Raw genomic sequence first — 19600 nt, 5'->3', positions numbered from 1 at the left:
GTCGCCGGCTCCCGAGCCGGCGGACCATCCCGGCCGGTCGCCCCCGAAGTCCAGGGTGGCGGCCGGCCGGGCGTCAGGCCGATTCGCGGATGACCAGCCGGCAGGGAACGGTCCGGACACCGCCGGCCGTCGTGCCGTCCATGGCGTCCAGGAGCCGCAGGGCGGCGATGCGGCCGATCTCGCCCAGGTTCATGTCGATCGTCGTCAGCGGGGGGCGGGAGGCGAGCGCCATCGTGTCCCAGTTGTCGTAGCCGATGACGGCCGTGTCGTCGGGGACGTGCCGCCCTTCCTCGCGGAGCGTGTCGGTGACGCCCCGGGCGATCTGGTCGTTCCCGCAGAAGAAGGCGTCGGTGTCCGGCGCGGCACGCAGCACGCTGCGCGCGGCCCGCCGTCCCCAGGCCTCGCTCCAGTCGCCGAAATACACCTGTCTGCCGGAGAGTTCGAGGCCGGCGTGGCCGAGCAGGTCCTGGGTGAGGGCCGCCCGCTGGCGGGCCGCCGCGTGGTGGGCGGGGCCGGACACGTGCGCGATGCGCTGTCGCCCCGAGCCGATCAGGTGCTCCACCGCCAGCCGGGCCCCGCCTTCGTCGTCGCTGGCCACCGACATGTCCGCGGGATCCTCCGACGGGGCCAGCGCGTAGACGGTCGGGACGTCCTGCAGGCCCCGCAGCGGCGGCCTCGGGTCCGTGCGCCGTCCGGTGACGATGATGCCGTCCACCCGGCGGGCCAGCAGGGTCTGCACGTAGTGGCGTTCGCGGATCGCGTCGCCGCGGGTGTCGCACAGCAGGACGGAGATCTTGCCCGCGCCGAGCGCGTCCTCCGCGCCGAGCAGCACCGGTGTGCTGAAACGGCCGATCCCGTCGGTGGTGATCAGTCCCACCGTCCAGGTACGTCCCGCCAGCAGCGCTCGGGCCTGCTCGTTGGGCTGGAAGTCCAGGCGCCGAGCCGCCTCGAGCACCCGCTCGCGCGTCTCGGGACGCATCCTGCCGTTGCCGTTCAGCGCCTTGGACGCCGTTCCCACGCTCACGCCCGCCACGACGGCGACATCCGTCAGCGTCACCCGCCCCGAGCGTGGGCGCCGATCAGTCTCTGTCACGGACAATCCTTTTCTCATCTGAAGGCCTGCACTCATCCTGCCAGCAGTCGGCCTGTACCCCAAGTGCGCCGGAAAGATCGGATGGTGAGTGTGCAAGAGGTCTTGACGGCCTGCCCGGGCGTCCCTAGGTTTCGTGCAAGAAAACCGTTGCTCATCGTCAGCGCGGCCCCGATCCGTCGACGGCCGGTGTGCGCCGCGCCGACGTGACCGGCGGTGTCACCCGTCGGGCACGGCACCTCTCGCCGACCGTACATTCCAGGGGAGATCCATGTCCCAGAGCAAACCGACATCGCCTGCCCCTGTCGGGCCCGTGCGGCCGGGGCCCGGGGGAGCCCTGCGTCCCGTCGCGGCCGCCGACATCAGGGGCGGTTTCTGGCACGGTCGGCGTGAGGTCAACGCCCGGGTCGGCATTCCCCAGGGGCCCCGGCTGCTGGAGTCGGCCGGGAACCTGGAGAATCTGCGGCTGGCCGCCCGCACGGCCGAAGGAGCCTTCCGGGGCGACCTGCCCTTCATGGACTCCGACGTCTACAAGTGGCTGGAGGCAGCGGCCTGGCAGCTCGGTGCGTCCGCCGCGGCCGTCGAGGGCGGCGAAGGCGCCGGCGCGGGGCTGGCCGCCGACGTGGATCGCGTCATCGCCCTGGTGGCGGACGCCCAGCAGCCCGACGGCTATCTGAACACCTGGTTCCAGGTGGCCAAGGACGGCCGCCGCTACGAGGACCTGCGCTGGGGGCACGAGCTGTACTGCGCCGGCCACCTCATCCAGGCGGCGGTCGCCCATCACCGGGCGACCGGCGGCAAGGAACTGCTCGACGTGGCGGTCCGGTTCGCCGACCACGTGGACTCCGTCTTCGGCCCTGACAAGCAGATCGACGGCTTCGACGGACACCCGGAGGTCGAGACGGCGCTGGTCGAGCTGTACCGGGAGACCGGCGAGCGGCGCTACCTGGATCTCGCGGGCTACTTCGTGGAGCGCCACGGCCACGGCCTGCTCGGCGGTGAGGCGTACTGCCAGGACCGGACGCCGCTGCGGGTCCAGGAGAACGTCGAGGGCCACGCGGTGCGCCAGTTGTACCTGCTGGCCGGTGCCGCGGACCTGGCCGCGGAGACCGGCGACGCCGGACTGCTGGCGGCGTGCGAGCGGCTGTGGGCCGCCATGGTGGCCACCAAGACCCACATCACCGGAGGGCTCGGTGCCCATCACGACGAGGAGGACTTCGGCGACCCGTACGAGCTTCCCAACGAGCGCGCCTACTGCGAGACCTGCGCCGCGGTCGCGTCCGTGCACTTCAGCTGGCGGATGGCGCTGCTCACCGGGGAGGCCCGCTACAGCGACCTGATCGAGCGCACCCTCTTCAACGGCTTCCTCGCCGGGGTCTCGCTGGACGGCGAGAGCTGGCTGTACGTCAATCCGCTCCAGGTCCGCGACGGCCACACCGACACCGGCGGGGACCAGTCGGCCCGCAGGACCCGGTGGTTCCGCTGCGCGTGCTGTCCGCCGAACGTCATGCGGCTGCTCGCCAGCCTTGAGCACTACATCGCCTCGACCGACGCGGGCGGTCTGCAGATCCACCAGTACGCCACCGGCCGCTACGCCGGCGACATGGGTGGTGACGCGGTTGTTGTTAGCGTTCACACAGACTTCCCGTGGTCCGGGACCGTGCGGTTCACGGTGGAGGACTGCCCCACGGACCGGCCGTGGACCCTCTCCCTGCGCATCCCGCAGTGGTGCACCGGCCACCGCGTCGCGGTGGCGGGACGGGAGGCCCAGCCCGGCTCCCTCGACGCCGGCTGGCTGCGCCTGGAGGGCCGCTGGACGCCCGGGGACGAGATCACGCTCGAACTGGCCGTCACCGCACGCCTGGTGGCCGCCGACCCGCGCGTCGACGCCGTCCGCGGCTGCGTCGCAGTCGAACGCGGGCCGCTCGTCTACTGCCTGGAGGGCGTCGACAACCCCGGCGGACTGGACGCCGTCGTTCTCGACACCGACCGGCCGCTCGCGGAGGAACCACACCCCGAACTGCTCGGCGGCGTCGTCACGGTGACGGCCACCGGCCACCGCCGCGACCTGCCCGACCACGGCTGGTGGCCGTACCACGACTTCACCGGCCCCGGCCGCACCCCCGCCGGCCACCCCGAGCCCGAGGACGGAGCGGTGACCCTGACTGCCGTCCCCTACTACGCCTGGGCAAACCGCCAGGACGGGCCCATGCGGGTGTGGATACCCACCCGCTAGCCGCCGCATCCCGCCCGCGCTCATTCCCATCAACCCATCACGTACAAGCCCAAGGACCACCATGAGACACACACGCTTCGCCATCGCTGCCGTAGCGGCCTGTACCGCTCTGGTCGGAGTCACCGCCTGCGGTGGCTCCGGCGGCGGCTCGTCCTCGTCCGCGGCCTCGGGGACCTACACCTTCTGGGACCCCTACCCGCAGTTCGACGCCTCCTCGGCGTGGGAGAAGCTGGTCGCCGCCTGCGGCACCAAGGCCGGCGTCACCGTCAAGCGCACCGCGTACGACACCACCGACCTGGGCAACAAGGCCCTGCTGGCGGCCCAGCAGGGCAACGCCCCCGACGTGATGCTCGTGGACAACCCCGTGGTGTCCACCCTCGTGCAGGCCGAGATCCTCAACAAGATGGGCGACGTCGGGGTCTCGACCGGGTCGATCCAGGCCAACATCATCGGCGCCGGCACGCTGGACGGCTCGTCCTACGGCATCCCCATCGGCGCCAACACCCTCGCGCTGTACTACAACAAGAACGTCCTGGACGCCGCCCACGTCGACCCGGCCTCGATCAAGGACTGGGACTCGCTGACAGCGGCCCTGAAGAAGGTCAAGGCCGCGGGCAAGAAGGGCATCACCTTCTCCGCGATCGGCACCGAGGAGGGCAGCTTCCAGTTCCTGCCGTGGTTCTGGGGCGCCAAGGGCGATCTGACCCACCTGGACAACGCCGACGGGCAGGCGGCCCTGACGCTGTGGAAGGGCTGGGTCTCCCAGGGCCTCGCGCCCAACGACGTGCTGAGCAACACCCAGACGACCAGCTGGCAGGAGTTCGCCACCGGCCAGTACGCGTTCGGCGAGAACGGCACCTGGCAGCTGGCCAACGCCAAGAAGGCCGGCTTCCCCTACGGCGTGATCAGCATCCCCGGCCGCGCCGGGGGCGCCGCTCCGGCCCCGACCGGGGGCGAGTTCGTCACCGTGCCCGTGCAGAAGGACACGGCGCGGTACAAGGTGTCGGCGAAGATCATCGCCTGCCTGACCGACAGCCCGAACCTGCTGGCGACCGACACCACCTTGTCCTACATCGCCCCCACCGGCGTGGTGCAGAGCCAGCAGGTCACCGCCGACCCGGAACTCAAGCCCTGGACGGAGGCGGTGGCGGCCGCACGCGGGCGGACCAGCGACGGCCTGGGCGTGCGCTACCCCGTGATCTCCCAGCAGCTGTGGACGGCGGTGCAGTCGGCGCTGTCCGGGAGCAAGAGCCCTGAGGCGGCGCTGAAGGCCGCGCAGTCCGCGGCCGACAGCCACAAGGACTGAACGCGCCGGCCTCCGCGCCGGCCCCGCGCCACCGGATGCCAGGTCGCCGCGGCCCGGTGTCCGGTGGACGAGACCCCGCCGTGCCGCCGCCCGTCCCGGCGGCACGGCGGACCCCTGGCGCCGTCCCGGCACCCCCGCCTCACGGGGTGCCGGGACGGCGGCGGCAGTCGCCCGGGCGGTATCGCCATCCGTCCCGGCAGCACACTGACTGAGGAGCACATATGTCCACCGCCCACGTCGACGGCCTCCCGGGGCCGCCGGCCGCACCCGGGACGAGTCGCGAGCAGACACGCTCCGCGCCGCGTCGCACGAGCCCCCGCCGTCACAGCCGCCGGACCGCCCAGCTGGCTGCCTGGGGGTTCCTGGCGCCGGTCATCGTGTACCTGGGCGCGTTCTACGCCTATCCGCTGTACCGCAACCTCGACCTGTCGCTGCGGCACTACACGGTGCGGTCGTTCGTGCAGGGCGGTGCGCCCTTCTCCGGCTGGGACAACTTCCGGCAGGTGTTCGACGATCCGACGTTCGGCACGGCCCTGCGCAACACGATGGTCTTCACGCTGGTGTCGATCCTCTTCCAGTACGTCCTCGGGCTCGCACTCGCGGTGTTCTTCCACCGCGGCTTCCGTCTCGCCCCGACACTGCGCGCGCTGTTCCTGATCCCGTGGCTGCTGCCGCTGATCGTGTCGGCCTCGACATGGTCGTGGATGCTCAACAGCGAGTCCGGCGTGGTCAACTACGTCCTGCACCTGGCCGGCATCGGGGAGGTGGACTGGCTGACCTCCCCGCACTGGGCACTGACCTCGGTGATCATCGCGAACATCTGGATCGGCATCCCGTTCAACCTGGTCATCCTCTACAGCGGCCTGCAGAACATCCCCGCCGAGCTGTACGAGGCCGCGTCGCTGGACGGCGCGAGCGGCTGGCAGCAGTTCCGGCGCATCACCTTCCCGCTGCTGCGGCCGGTCTCGGCGATCACCGTACTGCTCGGCCTGATCTACACCCTCAAGGTCTTCGACCTGATCTGGATCATGACCAAGGGCGGCCCAGGCGACGCGTCGACCACCCTCGCCACCTGGTCCTACCGCTTCGGCTTCGGCTCGCTGCTGCCGCAGTTCGGTCCCGGAGCCGCGGTCGGCAACATCCTCATCGTCATCGCCCTGGTCTTCGGGCTCTTCTACATCCGCCTCCAAAGGAGCCAGCCGGCATGACATCCCGCGTGTTCCGCTCCCGCCGCAACACGGTCATCGGCGTCGTCCTGACCGCGGCCATGCTCTTCCCGGTCTACTGGATGGTCAACGTCTCGCTCACCCCGCAGCAGGACATGCGCAAGAGCCCGCCGGACCTGTTCCCGCTGCACCCCACCTTCACCGGCTACCGTGCCGTCCTCGACGACCAGTTGCCCTACCTGTGGGTGAGCCTGCTGGTCGGTCTCGGCACCGTCGCCCTGACGCTGGTGCTGTCCGCGCCCGCCGGCTACGCGCTGGCCAAGCTCCGCCCGCGCGGCGGCGGCCTGGTCGGACTGGTGCTGCTGATCGCCCAGATGATCCCCGGCATCGTGATGGCGATGGGCTTCTACGGCATCTTCCTCAACCTCGGCATCATGAACACCTGGTGGGGGCTGATCGTGGCCGACTCCACCATCGCCGTGCCCTTCGGCGTGATGATCTTCACCGCGTTCATGTCCGGCATCCCCGACGAACTCCTGTCCGCGGCCAAGGTCGACGGTGCGAACACCTGGCGCACCTTCGTCTCCGTCGTCCTCCCGGTCTCGCGCAACGCCGTGGTGACCGTGTCGCTGTTCAGCTTCCTGTGGGCCTGGTCGGACTTCGTCTTCGCCAACACCCTCGACAGCGGGGGCGACATGCGCCCCATCACGCTGGGCATCTACAAGTACATCGGCAACAACAACCAGGAGTGGAACTCCATCATGGCCACCGCCGTCGTCGCCTCCATCCCCGCGGCCGCCCTGCTGGTCCTCGCCCAGCGCTACGTCGCCGCCGGCGTCACCGCGGGAGCGGTCAAGGACTGACGCCCCGGCTCCAGGAGCCCGACCCGGCCGACGCCGTCCGGCGCTCGGCACGCGGACACCACGCGCGCCGCGCCGGAGGCCTCATCGCATTGACGGGCGCGGTTCGCGGGCGGTTGCCTGGGGGGATGGCTGACCTTCGGATCGTCCGCGCGGACGGCGACGCACGGCTGCGGGACTGGCGGCACGTGCACAACACGATCATCCCGACGCATGTGCTGTCGTCGGCGGACGTTCGCGACCGCAGCGTGCGCAGCACGCTCGACGTGGCCTACGGACGGCGACACGATCCGGTACGTCACCCTGCGGCTTCCGTGACGCTGCCGCCGCCCGCGGAGCCTGCCGTACGCTGCGACCGTACGGCTACCCGTGGGAGGCGGTCACCTTGCTCACACTCGATCTGCACCCGATCTTCCGCAACAACCGCGACCTCGACGTCGCGCTGCGTCAGGCGCTCTTCCGGGCCGCCGCCACCGGGGTCGACGTGCTGCAGGTCATCCCGGGAAAGGGCACGGGTGCGCTCAGGCAGCGGGTGCTCACCACGCTGGCGCAGACGCACCTGAAAAAGCTCTACGCCCGGGTCGAGGTCGACCCGGACAACCCCGGGCGGATCCTGGTCCACCTGCGCTGACGACGGGCCCGGCCCAGCGGCTGCGGGTGCCGATCAGCCGTCCGGCCCGGTCAGGCGGCGCCCGGCCGGGTGCCGGCGCCAGGAGGTTCTTCGGGTCGGGCGGCCGGCGTGCCGACGGGGGTGATGCGGCGCGTCCCCCACTCCCGCAGCGCGCCGAGGACGGCCAGCAAACCGCGGCCCGCGTCGGTCAGCACGTGCTCGTCCCGAGGCGGACGGTCGCTGTACCGGCGGCGCTCGATGACTCCGGCGTCCTCCAGTCAGCAAGGAGCCGCGGTGGCAAGGGGTCCACGAGTCCCTGGCACTCGAGTGGACGGCCGAACTCTGCGCGCAGCTGGACGAGCTCTCCCGGCGACATGACCAGCTGAACTCCCCTCTCGCCAGGGACGCCGCCGGGGCCACGGCCACCCGGCCGGGGTTCGGCCACGCCGGGCCGGTGTGCCATGATGACGGGCGTGAACCCGGTCCTTCTCGTGACCCGCCGCCATGTGGATCTGATGCGTGCCTGCTCCGCATCGTGTTCGCGCTGATCTGAGGGCATGTCCGGCTCTGTCGCCGCCCCTGCGGCCCGTTGGGAATCCGGTGGCGCATCGCGCCCGTCCCCGCGGCGCCGGGATCTCCCGGCCGCCAGACGCGCACCCTCACTTCCGACGAGCACGCCCGTCCGCCACTTCGCGCGATCACGAAGGAACCCCCGCAGATGACAGTCACCGCCCGCTACGGCGACCCCGAAGCGACGCTCGGCGCCATCAGTGACGTCGTGGCACTTCAACTCGCTCACCGCTCGGTGCGCAGGTTCACCGAACGGCCCGTCCACCAGGACGAACTGACCGCGCTGGTCGCGGCAGCCCAGTCGGCGCCGACGTCGTCCAACCTCCAGTCCTGGAGCGTGATCGCCGTACGCGACCCGGAGCGCAAGGCGCGACTCGCCGTCCTGGCGAACAACCAGCAATTCGTCCGCCAGGCACCGCTGTTCCTGGTCTGGGTGGCCGACCTGGGCCGGGCCCGGCGGCTGGCCGAGCGCTCGGCGGCCGTACTCGACGGCACCGACTACCTGGAGACCACGATCCTCGGGTTCATCGACACCGCGCTCGCGGCGCAGAACGCGGTCGTGGCCGCCGAGTCCCTGGGCCTGGGCACCGTCTTCGTCGGCGCGATACGCAACCGGCCGGAGGACGTCGCCGCCGAACTCGGCCTGCCTCCGCACACGGTGGCGACGTTCGGCCTCGCCGTCGGCACACCCGATCCCACCGAGAACGCCGGGGTCAAACCCCGGTTGCCGCAGGGCGCGGTGCTGCACCACGAGCAGTACGACGCGGCGACCGCCGACGCGCACATCGCGTCCTACGACGACCGGCTGCGGGACTACAACACCCGGCACGGCCTCCCGGGAACCTGGAGCAACCGGGTCCTCAGCCGCCTCGCCGGCCCGCACTCCCTCTCCGGCCGCCACCTGCTGCGGGAGCAGCTGGTGCGCCTCGGCCTGCCGTCCCGCTGACCCCCGCGCGGCGGGAGGAAGCCCGCCGCTGACGACGCGGACCCCCGCCGGGACCGTCGGACGACTCCGGCGAACCTCAGGGCGCCCCGCGCCGTACCACTCCCGGCCACGCCGGCTTCACCCGCTCCTCCACCGGCCTCCTCGACGTCACCCGGAGGAGGCCGGTGGCCGTACCGAAACTCGTCAACTCGCGCCGCTGACACGTCACTTGACCATCCCCGTCGCAAGGGTGGAAGTTCACCCGGGTCCGCGAGCATCAGCGCCCATGAGCAACCTCAGCCGCCGCATCTTCATCCTCAGCGGGCTCACCACAGCAGGCACCGTCGGACTCCAACTCGGTGCGACGGCCCAGCCGTCGGCCGCCGCCTCCGCCCCCTTCCCCTTCACGCTCGGCGTCGCCTCCGGGGAACCGGACGACAGCAGCGTGGTGCTCTGGACACGTCTGGCTCCCGCACCGACCAACGCGGACGGCCAGGGCGGCATGCCCAACGCCGACGTCGCCGTCGACTGGCAGGTGTCGGCCAACCAGAACTTCACCACCCTCGTCAGCTCCGGTACGGTCACCGCCCGCTACGCACAGGCCCACTCGGTGCACGCGCTGGCCGGTGGACTCGCCCCGGACTCGGACTACTACTACCGCTTCCGGGCCCAGGGATCGATATCCCCGGTGGGCCGGACCCGCACCGCGCCGTCACCGACCGCGGTCGGGCGTGACTTCACGATGGCCTTCGCCTCCTGCGCCCACTACGAGCAGGGCTACTACACCGCCTACCGCCGCATGGCCGACGACCGCCCCGACCTGATCCTGCACCTGGGCGACTACATCTACGAGGGCGGCGCCACCTCAGGCGCCCTGCGCCAGCACCTCGGCAGCGAGATCGTGTCGCTCGCCGACTACCGCCGCCGCTACGCCCTCTACCGCTCCGACCCTGACCTGCAGGCCGCGCACGCGATCGCCCCGTGGCTGGTGGTGCCGGACGACCACGAGGTGGAGAACAACTACGCCAACATGGTCCGCGCCGACAGCAGCCCCTCGTTGACGGCGGCCCAGTGGACCGCACGACGCACCGCCGCGTACCAGGCCTACTTCGAGAACATGCCGCTGCGGGCCGCCGCGACGCCCTCCGGCAACAGCATCCCGCTCTACCGCCGGGTCCGCTGGGGCACCCTCGCCACATTCCACATGCTCGACACCCGCCAGTTCCGCGACGACCAGGCCTGCGGCGACGGGATGAAGGTCTGCGCCGACGCCGATCTGGCCGGCCGTTCGATCACCGGCGCGGCCCAGGAGGCATGGCTGCTCGACGGACTCGGCCAGCACCTGAGCACCTGGGACCTCATCGGCCAGCAGGTCTTCTTCGCCCGCAACGTGAACGCGTCCGGCGCGATGAACATGGATGCCTGGGACGGATACCGGGCCAGCCGGGCGCGGATCCAGCAGGGCATCATCGACCGGGCCGTACGCAACCCGGTCGTCCTCACCGGCGACGTGCACGCTTCCTGGGGCAACAACCTCAAGGCCGACTACGCCAATCCGTCGTCGGCGACGATCGGCTCCGAGCTTGTCTGCACCTCCATCACCAGCGGCGGCAACGGGAGCACCAGCACGGCGATCCCCGACGGATCGCTCAACCCGCATCTGCGCTTCTACTCCAATCAGCGCGGCTACGTCCGCACGCACATCACCCCGTCGCAACTCACAGCCGACTTCCGGTCGGTGGCGACGGTGACCGAGCACGGCGCGGCGGCGACCACCGCCCGGACCTTTGTCATCCACGACGGAAAGCCGGGGTTGGCCGATGCGTAAGCTCTCAGCACTCGGCACGGCCGTCGCCGGCCTCGCCGCCGTCCTCGCCCTGGTCGCCCCCGCTTCGGCGGCGGGTCCCTCGTCCTGGGTGACCGTGAACAGCGACTCCGCCGGTGACCAGGACTCCGCGTCGATCGCGGCCAACCGCCTCGGTGACGTCGCGGTGGTCTGGGAGGACGACCGCGACTCGACCGACCCGGGCGACGACGCGCACAGCGACGTGTGGGTGCGGATGTACCGCAACGGCGTCTCGGCGTACGAGAAGAAGCTCTCGGCAGGCGGGACCGCGGGCACGGCCTGGCGGCACCTCCAGCCCGACGTGGCACTCGACGACCGGGGCAACGCCGTCGTCGTGTGGGCGGAGGACCCGGACGGCAACGGGTTCTACAACATCACCTACCGCGTCCTCTCCCCGGCCGGTGCGGTCCTCGGCTCCGGCCAGGCCAACGCGAGCGCCGACGGCCAGCAGATCCATCCGCGCGTCGCGGTCGATCCGGACGGGGCGCCCAACAGCACCACCGCGGTCGCGTTCTCCGTGGTGTGGGAGGACATCCAGGGCACCGCGGCGGCGACGGTGAAGGCAGCCGGGTTCACCGGGACCACGACGAAGGCCTACGAGGTGACGGTCAACGCGGCCGGCGGCGCGCACCACGATCCCGACGTCGCGACCTCCGCCGCGGGTGACGCCGTCGTCGTCTGGGACGAGGACACCGACAACAACGGCACCTACCAGATCGGTCTGGTGAAGCTGGCCAAGGCGAACGGCGCCGTCACACTCACCCGCCGCAGCGCCAACAGCGTCGCCGGCGGGCAGCAGCAGCACCCGTCCGTGGCCGCCGACTTCAACGGCGACTTCGCCGTGGCATGGGAGTCCGACCACACCGGCACCCGTGGCGTCTGGGCCCGATCGTTCACCCCGACCGGCACCGCCGGCTCGGCCGAGGTCGAAATCTCCAGCGGAGCCGGAGCCGGCACTCCCACCGTCGGCATCGACGACCAGCGCGACGCCGTGGTCAGCTGGAACGTCGCCGGCACCGACCCCGCGGTCCGGGCCCGGGGCATCAACCCCGACGGCACCTTCACCGGCCGCCTGCCGGCCCAGTCCGTCAGCCAGGTCACGACCGGCCGGCAGGAGCAGGTCGCGGTGGCCTCCTCCCCGTTCGGCACACTCGCGATGTCGTACACCGACGACAACGACGGCAACACCTTCGACCAGGTCCTGATGAGCCTGGGCGCGACCAACTCGGACTGGTGACGTCCCTTCCGATCCGTGGGCGCCCACCGGCCAGGCCGGTGGGCGCCCACGCCCGTGGCGGCGGGTCACGAGAAGGACCGGGTCCACGCCCGGCACCACGGCAACCGGCCTCGCGTGGAGGAGCGCCGGCGGCAGACCGCCGGCCTTCGACCGCGAGACGCCGAGCCTGGGGCGAGGCCGTCGGCCTTCCCGTTGCGGGGGAGGGCAGGGGCGGCTGCCGACGTCGAGGGGTCGGCAGCCGCCCCTGCCCGAGACGTCACCCTGCGAGCGAGGGACGCGAGCTGAGCGGTTCGCGGGCTACAGCAGCGGGTTGTACTGATACCAGCCCGCGGTGTTCTGCATCATCACCCGCGGTGCGAACGGTGTGGCGGCGATGCCTGTGCCGGAGTAGAACCACAGGTGGCCGGCCGGGTCGCGGGCGATGAGGTCGGGATGGCCGCCGCCGTCCCAGTCGCCGGCCCGCACCAGCAGGTCGTAGGCGTTCCACCCACCGCCGATCCGGGTCCTGTTCGCGACAGGCGCGGCCGGATCGCCGGTTGCCCGGTAGAGCCAGAGCACCCCCGAGGCGTCCCGGCCCACCAGGTCCGACTTGTTGTCACCGGTCAGGTCGCCGACGCCGACGAGCTGGTCGTAGATGTTCCAGCCGGCGCAGATCCGGGTCCTGTTCGCGAGAGGTGCCGCCGGATTGCCGGTGCCCTGGTAGAGCCAGAGCACCCCCGAGGCGTCCCGGCCCACCAGGTCCGGTTTCTTGTCACCGGTCAGGTCGCCGGCACCGACGAGCTGGTCGTAGATGTTCCAGCCGCCGCCGACCCGGGTTCGCGACTTGAGGGGCGCGGTGGAGATGCCGCTGCCCTGGTAGTACCAGAGCACGCCGGAGGCGTCACGCGCCACGAGGTCGCCCTTGCCGTCGTCGGACTGGCCGGCCAGGGACACCAGCGCGGTGTACTGCCCCCATCCGCCCCCCACGTAGCGCGGGGCGAGGTAGGGGTACCGGTCGGTTTCGCCGCTGCCCGTGTAGGCGAACAGGCCGCCGGTGGCGTCCCGGCCGTAGAGCACCTGGTAGGGCCCGGCGGGTGGTCCGGAGACGGTGAGGTTGCCACTCAGCGTCATGGCCTGGCCTTGGCCGTCCGCCGGCTGGGCGACCATCTTCCAGGTGAAGGCGCCGGCGGCCACGCTCGGGCCCGTGAGGTCGATCCTGCCGTTCCAGGAGACGGCGATCTTCGCGCCGTCGGTCGCACCGCCGGACCAGGAGGCGACGGGGCGCCCGTAGGAGTCCGAGACGCTGAGCTGCCAGGAGGCGGCGGGCTTGGACAGCCACCACACCGGTTCCCAGGTGGACCAGGTGTTGCGGTCGTAGGTGCCGGGGACAGCGCTGTCGGGTGCGGCCAGCGGTGATGTGGGCACTGCGAGCGGGGTGATGTGCACGGTGTCGTCGGCCGCGCGGTAGACCAGACCGCCGCCGTACTGGTCCACCGTCCACGGGCTGCGCATCTCGCCGCCGACGCCGTCCTGGCGGGGGTGGATGCCGAGATCGGTGGCGACGGCGGTGCCTGTGTGGAAGTCCGTCAGGTGCAGGGAGCCGACCGCGTCCTGGTTGACGACCAGGCCGTCGCCGAGCATCGCCTGCCCGCCCGCCGACTCGGCGGGCAGCGCGATCAGCCGGCCGTCGGTCAGGTCCACGACGCCGACCGGCACGCTCGCGGATCCGCCCTGGCAGGTCCGCCACAGCCAGTGCCCCACCACCTGGAGCCGGGCCGGCCGGCAGTCCGCGCCGATGTTCACCGTGCCGGCGGCCGCCTTGGACCGTACGTCCGTCACCGACACCGCACCCGGCGCGTCACCTGCCGAATAGAGCAGATGACCCCACAAGGCGGCGGGAGCGGCCGGCTGCGTCAGCTGCACGCCCCCGACGGGGTAGATCCCCGAGCCGACGATGTTGTCGACCTCCGACTGCTGGGGAAGCCCTGTGGAGGAGGTTCGCAGCACCCACGGGCCGAAGGCGCCCGCGACGCCCCCCACGTCCGCCGTCGGATGGACCGATGTGATGCCGCCCGGCCATTCGGCCACCGTCGACCCGAGGCTGGCGAAGGCCACGCTCGCGGTTCCCGTCGCCCAGACCTGCTGCGTGAGGCAGTTGTGGTAGGTGCCGCAGGGGTAGGTCCCGGCCCCGCTTCCCATGAGGCCGAATGAGGAGTTGGTGGCGTAGGAGCGGTAGAAGCCCCCCACCTTGGAGCCGAATTCGCCGCCGTCGTACGCGGCCGTCACGATGCCGCCCGCCGCGCTGAGGGATTCCAGCTCCGCCGGGGTCGGCGGGACCTGCACGACGTGCCGGGCCTCGTAACCGCCCGCGCCGTCGGAAACCACCCGCTGCACCCACCAGTTGGTCGCGGAGCCGCCGCCGACGAACAGCGTGTCGCCGTCGGTGGCCGTCGCGAACGTCGGGGCGGCCCTCACGTCCCCGCCGAATTCCGGCTGCCACACGCCCTTCGGATCCCCGCCGTCCAGCGGGTACGCCCCGAGCCACGCGCCGGTCGGATCGTGAGCGGTGTCGCCCTCCGGGTAGCCGACCGCGAGCACGGCGTCGTGGGCGAGCGCGATGGTGTAGCCGTCCGCGGACACCGCCTGCAACGTGAGCTGCCGCTCGGGCGCCGACAGATCCTGCGTCGACACGATGTGGACCGTGGTCTGCCCGGTCAGCCAGACGACGTGCTGCCCGTCGATCTGTACCTGCTTGCCGAGGCCCGCGGAGGCCTCCGTGGCGTGCAGGACACCCGTCCCCAGGTCCAGGACGCCCATGCGGGCACTGCCGTCGGATGCCTTGAAGAACACCGCGCCGCGGGTGCCGTCGGACGCCTCGACCGCGCTGGGGTAGGAGGTAGGCAGGGTGGCCCCCGCGGGCCACCCGGTCACCGGGACGTCGGTGGCGGTACCGGACGCCTCGTCGGGTCTGAGCAGGTGGAGTCGCGCGTAGGCGAGGCCGTCCGCCGACAGCTCCCCGGCGACGACGACGTCGCCCGCGAGGCCGAGGTTCTCGTAGCCGGCGGGCATGCGGTACGTCACGGACGCGCCGGTGGTCATCTCCGTGCGACGGTAGGAGCCATCGCCGAGTTGCTGCTGGACGTATACGGCGTCTCCGGTCTGGCTCGCCCCGCAGAACGTCCCGGAGGAGGACTTCAGCGTCGTCCCGGGGCCGCCGTCGTACCGCGTCCACCGGAGGTCGTTCGCGGAGTTGCAGCCATACCGCTGCCAGTCTGCCGTGGAGCTGAGGAACCCGGCCGTCCCGGCCCCCACCAGTTGCTCCTCGGTCGGGGCGTAGCGCGAAACGGGCTCCAGGACTCTTTCCTGCGGCGCGACCGCCCCGGCAGCTCCTGCCGCCCCGGTCGCCCCTGCGGACGGCGCCGTCAACAAGGCAGTCGACACCGCCAGCGTCGAGACCGTCAGCCAGCTGCCCACCGCACGCCTCAGGCGTCCGTGTCGTCGCATGTTCCCCACCCCACTGCGATTGCTTCACACGCGTGAAACCGGTGCACATTAGCACCGGTCGGCGAACACAGCACGCACGGCACCCTGTGTCAGGCAGCAGGCCCACCACCTGTTGAGCCGACCGCCACGACCACTGGGGTACTTCGGGGGGCGGCTCGCCGTGAGCCGCCCCCCGTGCCAGTTCGGGTCGGTGTGTCAGTGTCGCAACTTCAGGCGGTGCACGCCGCCGGTGACGGTGCCGGCGTAGAGGTAGCCGCCGTCCGGACTCGCCGCCAGTGTCGTGGCGTTCAGGTTCTGCAGGCCGGTGGAGATGTTGGACCAGGTGAGGCCGTTGTCGGTGCTGCGCAGGACACCGCGGCCGCCCCTGGGCAGGCCGTTCACGGACGACGACGTCGTGGACGCGTACAGCGCGCCGCCGGCCCGGACGATGTCGGAGACGCTCGTCGGGAGCCCTCCGGTGTCCGCGGTCCTGAAGGACCGCCCGCCGTCGCTGCTCACGCGGACGCCGTCACCGCCGACGAGCAGCCGGCCGCCGTCGACGGCCAGGGCGGAGACGGGGCCGCCGGCGACCTTGGCGACCGTGGCCCCGCCGTCGTCCGACCGGTAGAGGCCGCCGGCATTGCCCAGCCACAGGCGGAGCGGGTCGTGCGGGTCGCCGACGACAGTGTCGAAGAAGGCGTCGTGGTGGAGGGCCTTCCACGTGCTGCCGTTGTCCGCGGTCGCGAACAGGCCCGCGTCGTCGAGGGTGGTGTAGCCGACGAGCACCCGGTCGGGGTCGGCGGGGTCGATGGTGAGCGACGTCGGGTTCTCCTGGAAGAGCGCCTTCTGCTCCCACGTGGTGCCGCCGTCGTCGCTCCGGTAGATGTAGAACGTCCCGTCGCCTGAGCCTTCGCGGACCTTCCACACCACCTTGGGGTTCTTGGGCGACACGGCGACCAGGCTGACCGTCTCGCCGAACCGTCCCTCGTTGCCCGAGGCACCCCATTCGGCGGCGCTGACGGGCAGCCGGGCGCGTTGGACCCCGTAGGCCGTACCTGCGAGCAGGGTGTTCCCGGCGACGGCCAGATCGTCAACTGTCCCGCCCTGGACCCCGATGCGCCGGTAGCCGGCGCCGGCGGCGGTGCCCCGGTAGAGGCCGGCCGTCTGCTCGGCGATCGTGAACGATCCGTCCGCCCAGCGGTCGTAGTCCAGCGGTATGGCACTGGCCGCCGGGTTGGGGAGCTGCGACCAGGTCCGGCCCTCGTCGCGGCCGAGCCAGCTCGTGCCGGCCGCCGCGAGGAAGACGTCGCCGCCGGAGATCCGGAGGCCGTCGCCGGTCCAGGGCTGTGCGAGCAGGGTGGACCAGGTGCCGCCGTGGTCGTACGAGCCGACCACGCCGGTCTGCAGGTCGTAGGCGACGACGGTGGAACCGTCCGCGGCCAGTGCCTTGATGTCGCCGGGGGAGTCGTAGACCTGCCGGGCCGGTCCCGGGGTGCCGGAGACGATGCCCGGCCGCACCCAGACGCCGTTCTGGTTCGCGAGGTACAGGTCGTTCCCGCCGACCGCCGCCCAGCTGACGTCACCGGGGACCCCGGTGGGATACGCCGTCCAGGTGTCTCCGGTGTCGGTGCTGACGAGGAGTCCGCCGTCGGTCACCGCGATCAGGGCCCTGGTCTTCTCGTCGGAAACGAGCGCGGAGACGCGGGTGTCCGGGACGGCGAGCGCCGTCCAGGTACGTCCCCGGTCCTGTGTCCGCAGGATCGTGCCCTGCGTCACCGGCCCGTCGCTGACGGCGTACCACCAGCGGTCCGGCCGCTTGGCGTCGATGACGATCTGGCCGCCGCCGCCGGACACCGGAAGGCGGTTGAGCTGGGTCCAGGTGGTGCCGCTGTCGGTGGTGAGCCACGGTCCGGCCTTGCCGCTCTGGGTGAGGACGGCCTCCCGGGGCGCGCTGGGGGCGATGGTGAGCTCCCCCGCCTCCGAGTTGGGGCCGACCGGCTCCCACCGGTCGCTCCGGCTGTCCTCGGGGGTGACCTCGAAGAAGGCGGAGCCGACGAGACGCTGCCCGGTGGTGGCGGTGCCGCTGACCGACACCTTGTACGCCCCCGGGGCGCCGACGGTCACCGCGGCCTCGTAGGAGGTGCCGCTGTCGGTCACCGCCGGGACGGTGACGGCCTTGCCGTGCGGCGGGGTGACGACGATGGCCGGCGGTGCGCCGAGCGGGACGGGGCTGCCGACGAACACCGTGGAGTGGCCGTCGCTCGGGTCGGGCGTGGCCTGCACCAGCAACGGCCGGGCGACCAGCAGATAGGGGACGGTGATGGCCGGGCCGCGGTCGGGGGTGACGGTGACGTGTCCGCTGACCTCGGCGGCGGCAGCCGGGCGGGCCGCCTTCAGCGTCACGGTGGCGGTGGCTGTTCCGCCGGCCGCGATGTCGAGGTGCCGGGGGGTGATGGTGGCCGCGCCGCCGGCCGTCAGCGTGGCGGCGAGCCGCCGTGCTCCGGTGTTGCGGAGCGTCACGGTCTTCGTGCCGCCGACGGTCTGCCGGGAGAGGTCCGCGAGCCCGAAGGAGAGCGTCGGGGGTTCCGCGGTGACCACCGCGCCGGCGGCCGCGGACACGTCGAGCCGCCCGGAGCCCGCGGTGGTCGGCGCGACGCCGTCCAGCGGTTTCGCGGTGCCGACCAGCGCGGACTTCACGTCCTCGGGCGACTCGCCCGGGTGCAGCTGCCGCAGCAGCGCCGCCGCGCCGGCCACGTGCGGGGCGGCCATCGACGTACCGGACATGCGGTACTCGCCGGGCGCGTACAGGCTCTTCGGCACGGTGGAGCGGATCTCCACGCCGGGCGCCACCAGGTCGGGCTTCAGTTCCAGCCGCGGCGAGGGGCCGCGGGAGGAGAACGACGCGATCTGGTCCGTGGCGTCGGTGCCCCGGACGGTCACCGAGGTCCGGCCGCTCGCCAGCCGGGCGCTCAACTCCGCGTACTGGCCGTCGTCGACGCCCATGAGGACGATCTTGTCCATGCGCTGGGAGTCGCCGGAGGCCTCGACGCCGGGTGCGTCGGCGGAGACCGGGGCGACTCCCCGCTCGGCGGCGGCGAACTGGGGGCCGCCCGTGCTGCCGGCCGGTGGGCCGACGAGCAGGGCGAAGGCGCCGCGCTGCTCCGCCTGTCGGGCCAGGTCCACGGTCGGGTCCGCCCTGACCAGCACGATCTTGCCGTGCAGGTCGCCGATCCGCGACCAGTCCGTGCCGTCGCCCCCGTCCACCAGGGGATCGGTGACCGGTGCGAGGGGCGGGTTGGCCGACAGGGACAGCCGAGTTGTTTGCAGGAGTTCTGGGTGCGGACCGGCCAGATACGCCGTCGGCAGCACGAGGTTGCTCGTGGAGGCGCCGACCGCGATGACCCCGTCTGCGGACCCGGGACTGCTGACGGTGTTCGGACGCGGACCGGCGTTCCCGGCGGCCGCCACCACGACAACGCCCGCGCGGGTGGCGGCCGTCGCCGCCAGGCCCACCGGGTCGGTGCCGTCGCCGTCACCGCCCAGGCTCATGTTGATCACGTCGGCGCGGTGCGGGTTCGCCGGGTCGGCAGCCGCCTCGATGCCCGCGATGATGTCGGACTCCCAGCCCGAGCCGTCGGCGTCCATGACCTTGTACGCGACGATGCTCGCGTCCGGGGCGATGCCGGTGATGCCGCCCTTCTCGGCGGCCCTGCCCGCGATGATCCCCGCGACATGGGTGCCGTGGCCGTTGTCGTCCATGGGGTCGGCGTCGCCGTTGACGAAGTCGTAGCCCGCCACGACCTTGTGCCCCGGGCCGAATCCGCCGCCGAGGTCGGGGTGGGTGTAGTCGACGCCGGAGTCGATGACGGCGACCGTCACCCCCGCTCCACGGGCGGCCTTCCCCGCCGGGTCCTCGCGCTTCCACACGTCGGGCGCGCCGACGAGCGGGACGCTGACGTCGGTCTGCGCCTTCATCGGAGCGTCGGGGACGACGGCCGTGACGCCCGGCAGGGCGGACAGCCGGGCGACCTCGCCCGCCGGCACCGTCATCGCCACCGCGTTGACCAGGAGATCGAAGTGGCGGACCGACGTGGGGTGCAGACCGGAACGCTGCGCCCTGCCGAGGAAGTCCTGCTGCCGCGAGGCCAGCGTCCCGCGTTCCGCGGCGACCGCGGGGGCGTCGGCCGCCCGCACCCGGCCCCCGGGGACGGCGCCGACCGCGGCGGCCCCGGAGAGCTCCACGATCACCCGCTGTCCTGGCCCGGGGGGAACCGAGCCCGCGGCGGTCGGGA

At 72.2% G+C, this 19600-nt stretch carries 12 protein-coding genes and 1 pseudogene; 9 read left to right on the top strand and 4 right to left on the bottom strand.

What is annotated here, in order from left to right; genetic code table 11:
- Positions 1-73: 73 nt before the first annotated feature.
- Complete coding sequence (locus OG900_04835) at positions 74-1093, bottom strand: LacI family transcriptional regulator (protein ID WUH89542.1); 1020 nt, start codon at positions 1091-1093, stop codon at positions 74-76.
- A gap of 268 nt (positions 1094-1361) precedes the next feature.
- Here OG900_04835 and OG900_04830 point away from each other — a divergent pair, with 268 nt between their 5' ends.
- From OG900_04830 to OG900_04805, 6 genes and pseudogenes are all read left to right on the top strand, one after another.
- Positions 1362-3326, top strand: a complete 1965-nt coding sequence (locus OG900_04830) for a glycoside hydrolase family 127 protein (GenBank protein ID WUH89541.1) — start codon at positions 1362-1364, stop codon at positions 3324-3326.
- A 61-nt stretch (positions 3327-3387) separates the two neighbouring features.
- A complete protein-coding gene (locus tag OG900_04825) occupies positions 3388-4632 on the top strand; it encodes an extracellular solute-binding protein (GenBank protein WUH89540.1) in 1245 nt (414 codons plus the stop codon).
- 221 nt (positions 4633-4853) lie between these two features.
- Positions 4854-5840: a sugar ABC transporter permease gene (locus tag OG900_04820; GenBank protein ID WUH89539.1), complete on the top strand. Its 987-nt coding sequence runs from the start codon at positions 4854-4856 to the stop codon at positions 5838-5840.
- Positions 5837-6661, top strand: coding sequence for a carbohydrate ABC transporter permease (locus OG900_04815; GenBank protein ID WUH89538.1), 825 nt, complete (start codon positions 5837-5839; stop codon positions 6659-6661). Before OG900_04820 ends, OG900_04815 begins: the two co-directional genes overlap by 4 nt.
- Before the next feature lie 125 nt (positions 6662-6786).
- Positions 6787-6933: pseudogene (locus OG900_04810) on the top strand (GNAT family N-acetyltransferase).
- Between the two features lie 110 nt (positions 6934-7043).
- Complete coding sequence (locus OG900_04805; GenBank protein ID WUH89537.1) at positions 7044-7289, top strand: Smr/MutS family protein; 246 nt, start codon at positions 7044-7046, stop codon at positions 7287-7289.
- A gap of 50 nt (positions 7290-7339) precedes the next feature.
- On the opposite strand, the gene OG900_04800 is transcribed toward OG900_04805, so the two are convergent.
- Positions 7340-7546 (bottom strand): winged helix-turn-helix transcriptional regulator, encoded by a 207-nt coding sequence (locus tag OG900_04800; GenBank protein ID WUH95614.1) that lies wholly within the window; start codon positions 7544-7546, stop codon positions 7340-7342.
- Positions 7547-7986: 440 nt separating this feature from the next.
- Between OG900_04800 and OG900_04795 the strand changes: the two genes are divergently transcribed.
- The 3 genes from OG900_04795 to OG900_04785 all read left to right on the top strand — a co-directional run bounded on the left by OG900_04795 (position 7987) and on the right by OG900_04785 (position 11846).
- The gene (locus tag OG900_04795) at positions 7987-8784 is read left to right on the top strand and encodes an NADPH-dependent oxidoreductase (GenBank protein ID WUH89536.1); all 798 of its coding nucleotides are present in this window, start codon (positions 7987-7989) and stop codon (positions 8782-8784) included.
- A gap of 265 nt (positions 8785-9049) precedes the next feature.
- Positions 9050-10591, top strand: a complete 1542-nt coding sequence (locus tag OG900_04790; protein WUH89535.1) for an alkaline phosphatase D family protein — start codon at positions 9050-9052, stop codon at positions 10589-10591.
- A complete protein-coding gene (locus OG900_04785; GenBank protein ID WUH89534.1) occupies positions 10584-11846 on the top strand; it encodes a hypothetical protein in 1263 nt (420 codons plus the stop codon). Before OG900_04790 ends, OG900_04785 begins: the two co-directional genes overlap by 8 nt.
- Before the next feature lie 297 nt (positions 11847-12143).
- On the opposite strand, the gene OG900_04780 is transcribed toward OG900_04785, so the two are convergent.
- Together OG900_04780 and OG900_04775 are read right to left on the bottom strand one after the other, a co-directional pair.
- The gene (locus OG900_04780; protein ID WUH89533.1) at positions 12144-15137 is read right to left on the bottom strand and encodes a VCBS repeat-containing protein; all 2994 of its coding nucleotides are present in this window, start codon (positions 15135-15137) and stop codon (positions 12144-12146) included.
- Between the two features lie 387 nt (positions 15138-15524).
- Positions 15525-19283 carry a S8 family serine peptidase gene (locus tag OG900_04775; GenBank protein ID WUH95613.1) on the bottom strand — a complete coding sequence of 1253 codons (3759 nt, stop codon included), beginning with the start codon at positions 19281-19283 and terminating at the stop codon, positions 15525-15527.
- Positions 19284-19600: the final 317 nt, after the last annotated feature.

The organism is Streptomyces sp. NBC_00433 (assembly GCA_036015235.1).
Taxonomy (GTDB): domain Bacteria; phylum Actinomycetota; class Actinomycetes; order Streptomycetales; family Streptomycetaceae; genus Actinacidiphila.
The sequence above is the reverse complement of the archived record's forward strand: the minus strand, read 5'-3'. Positions and strand labels throughout refer to the sequence as shown.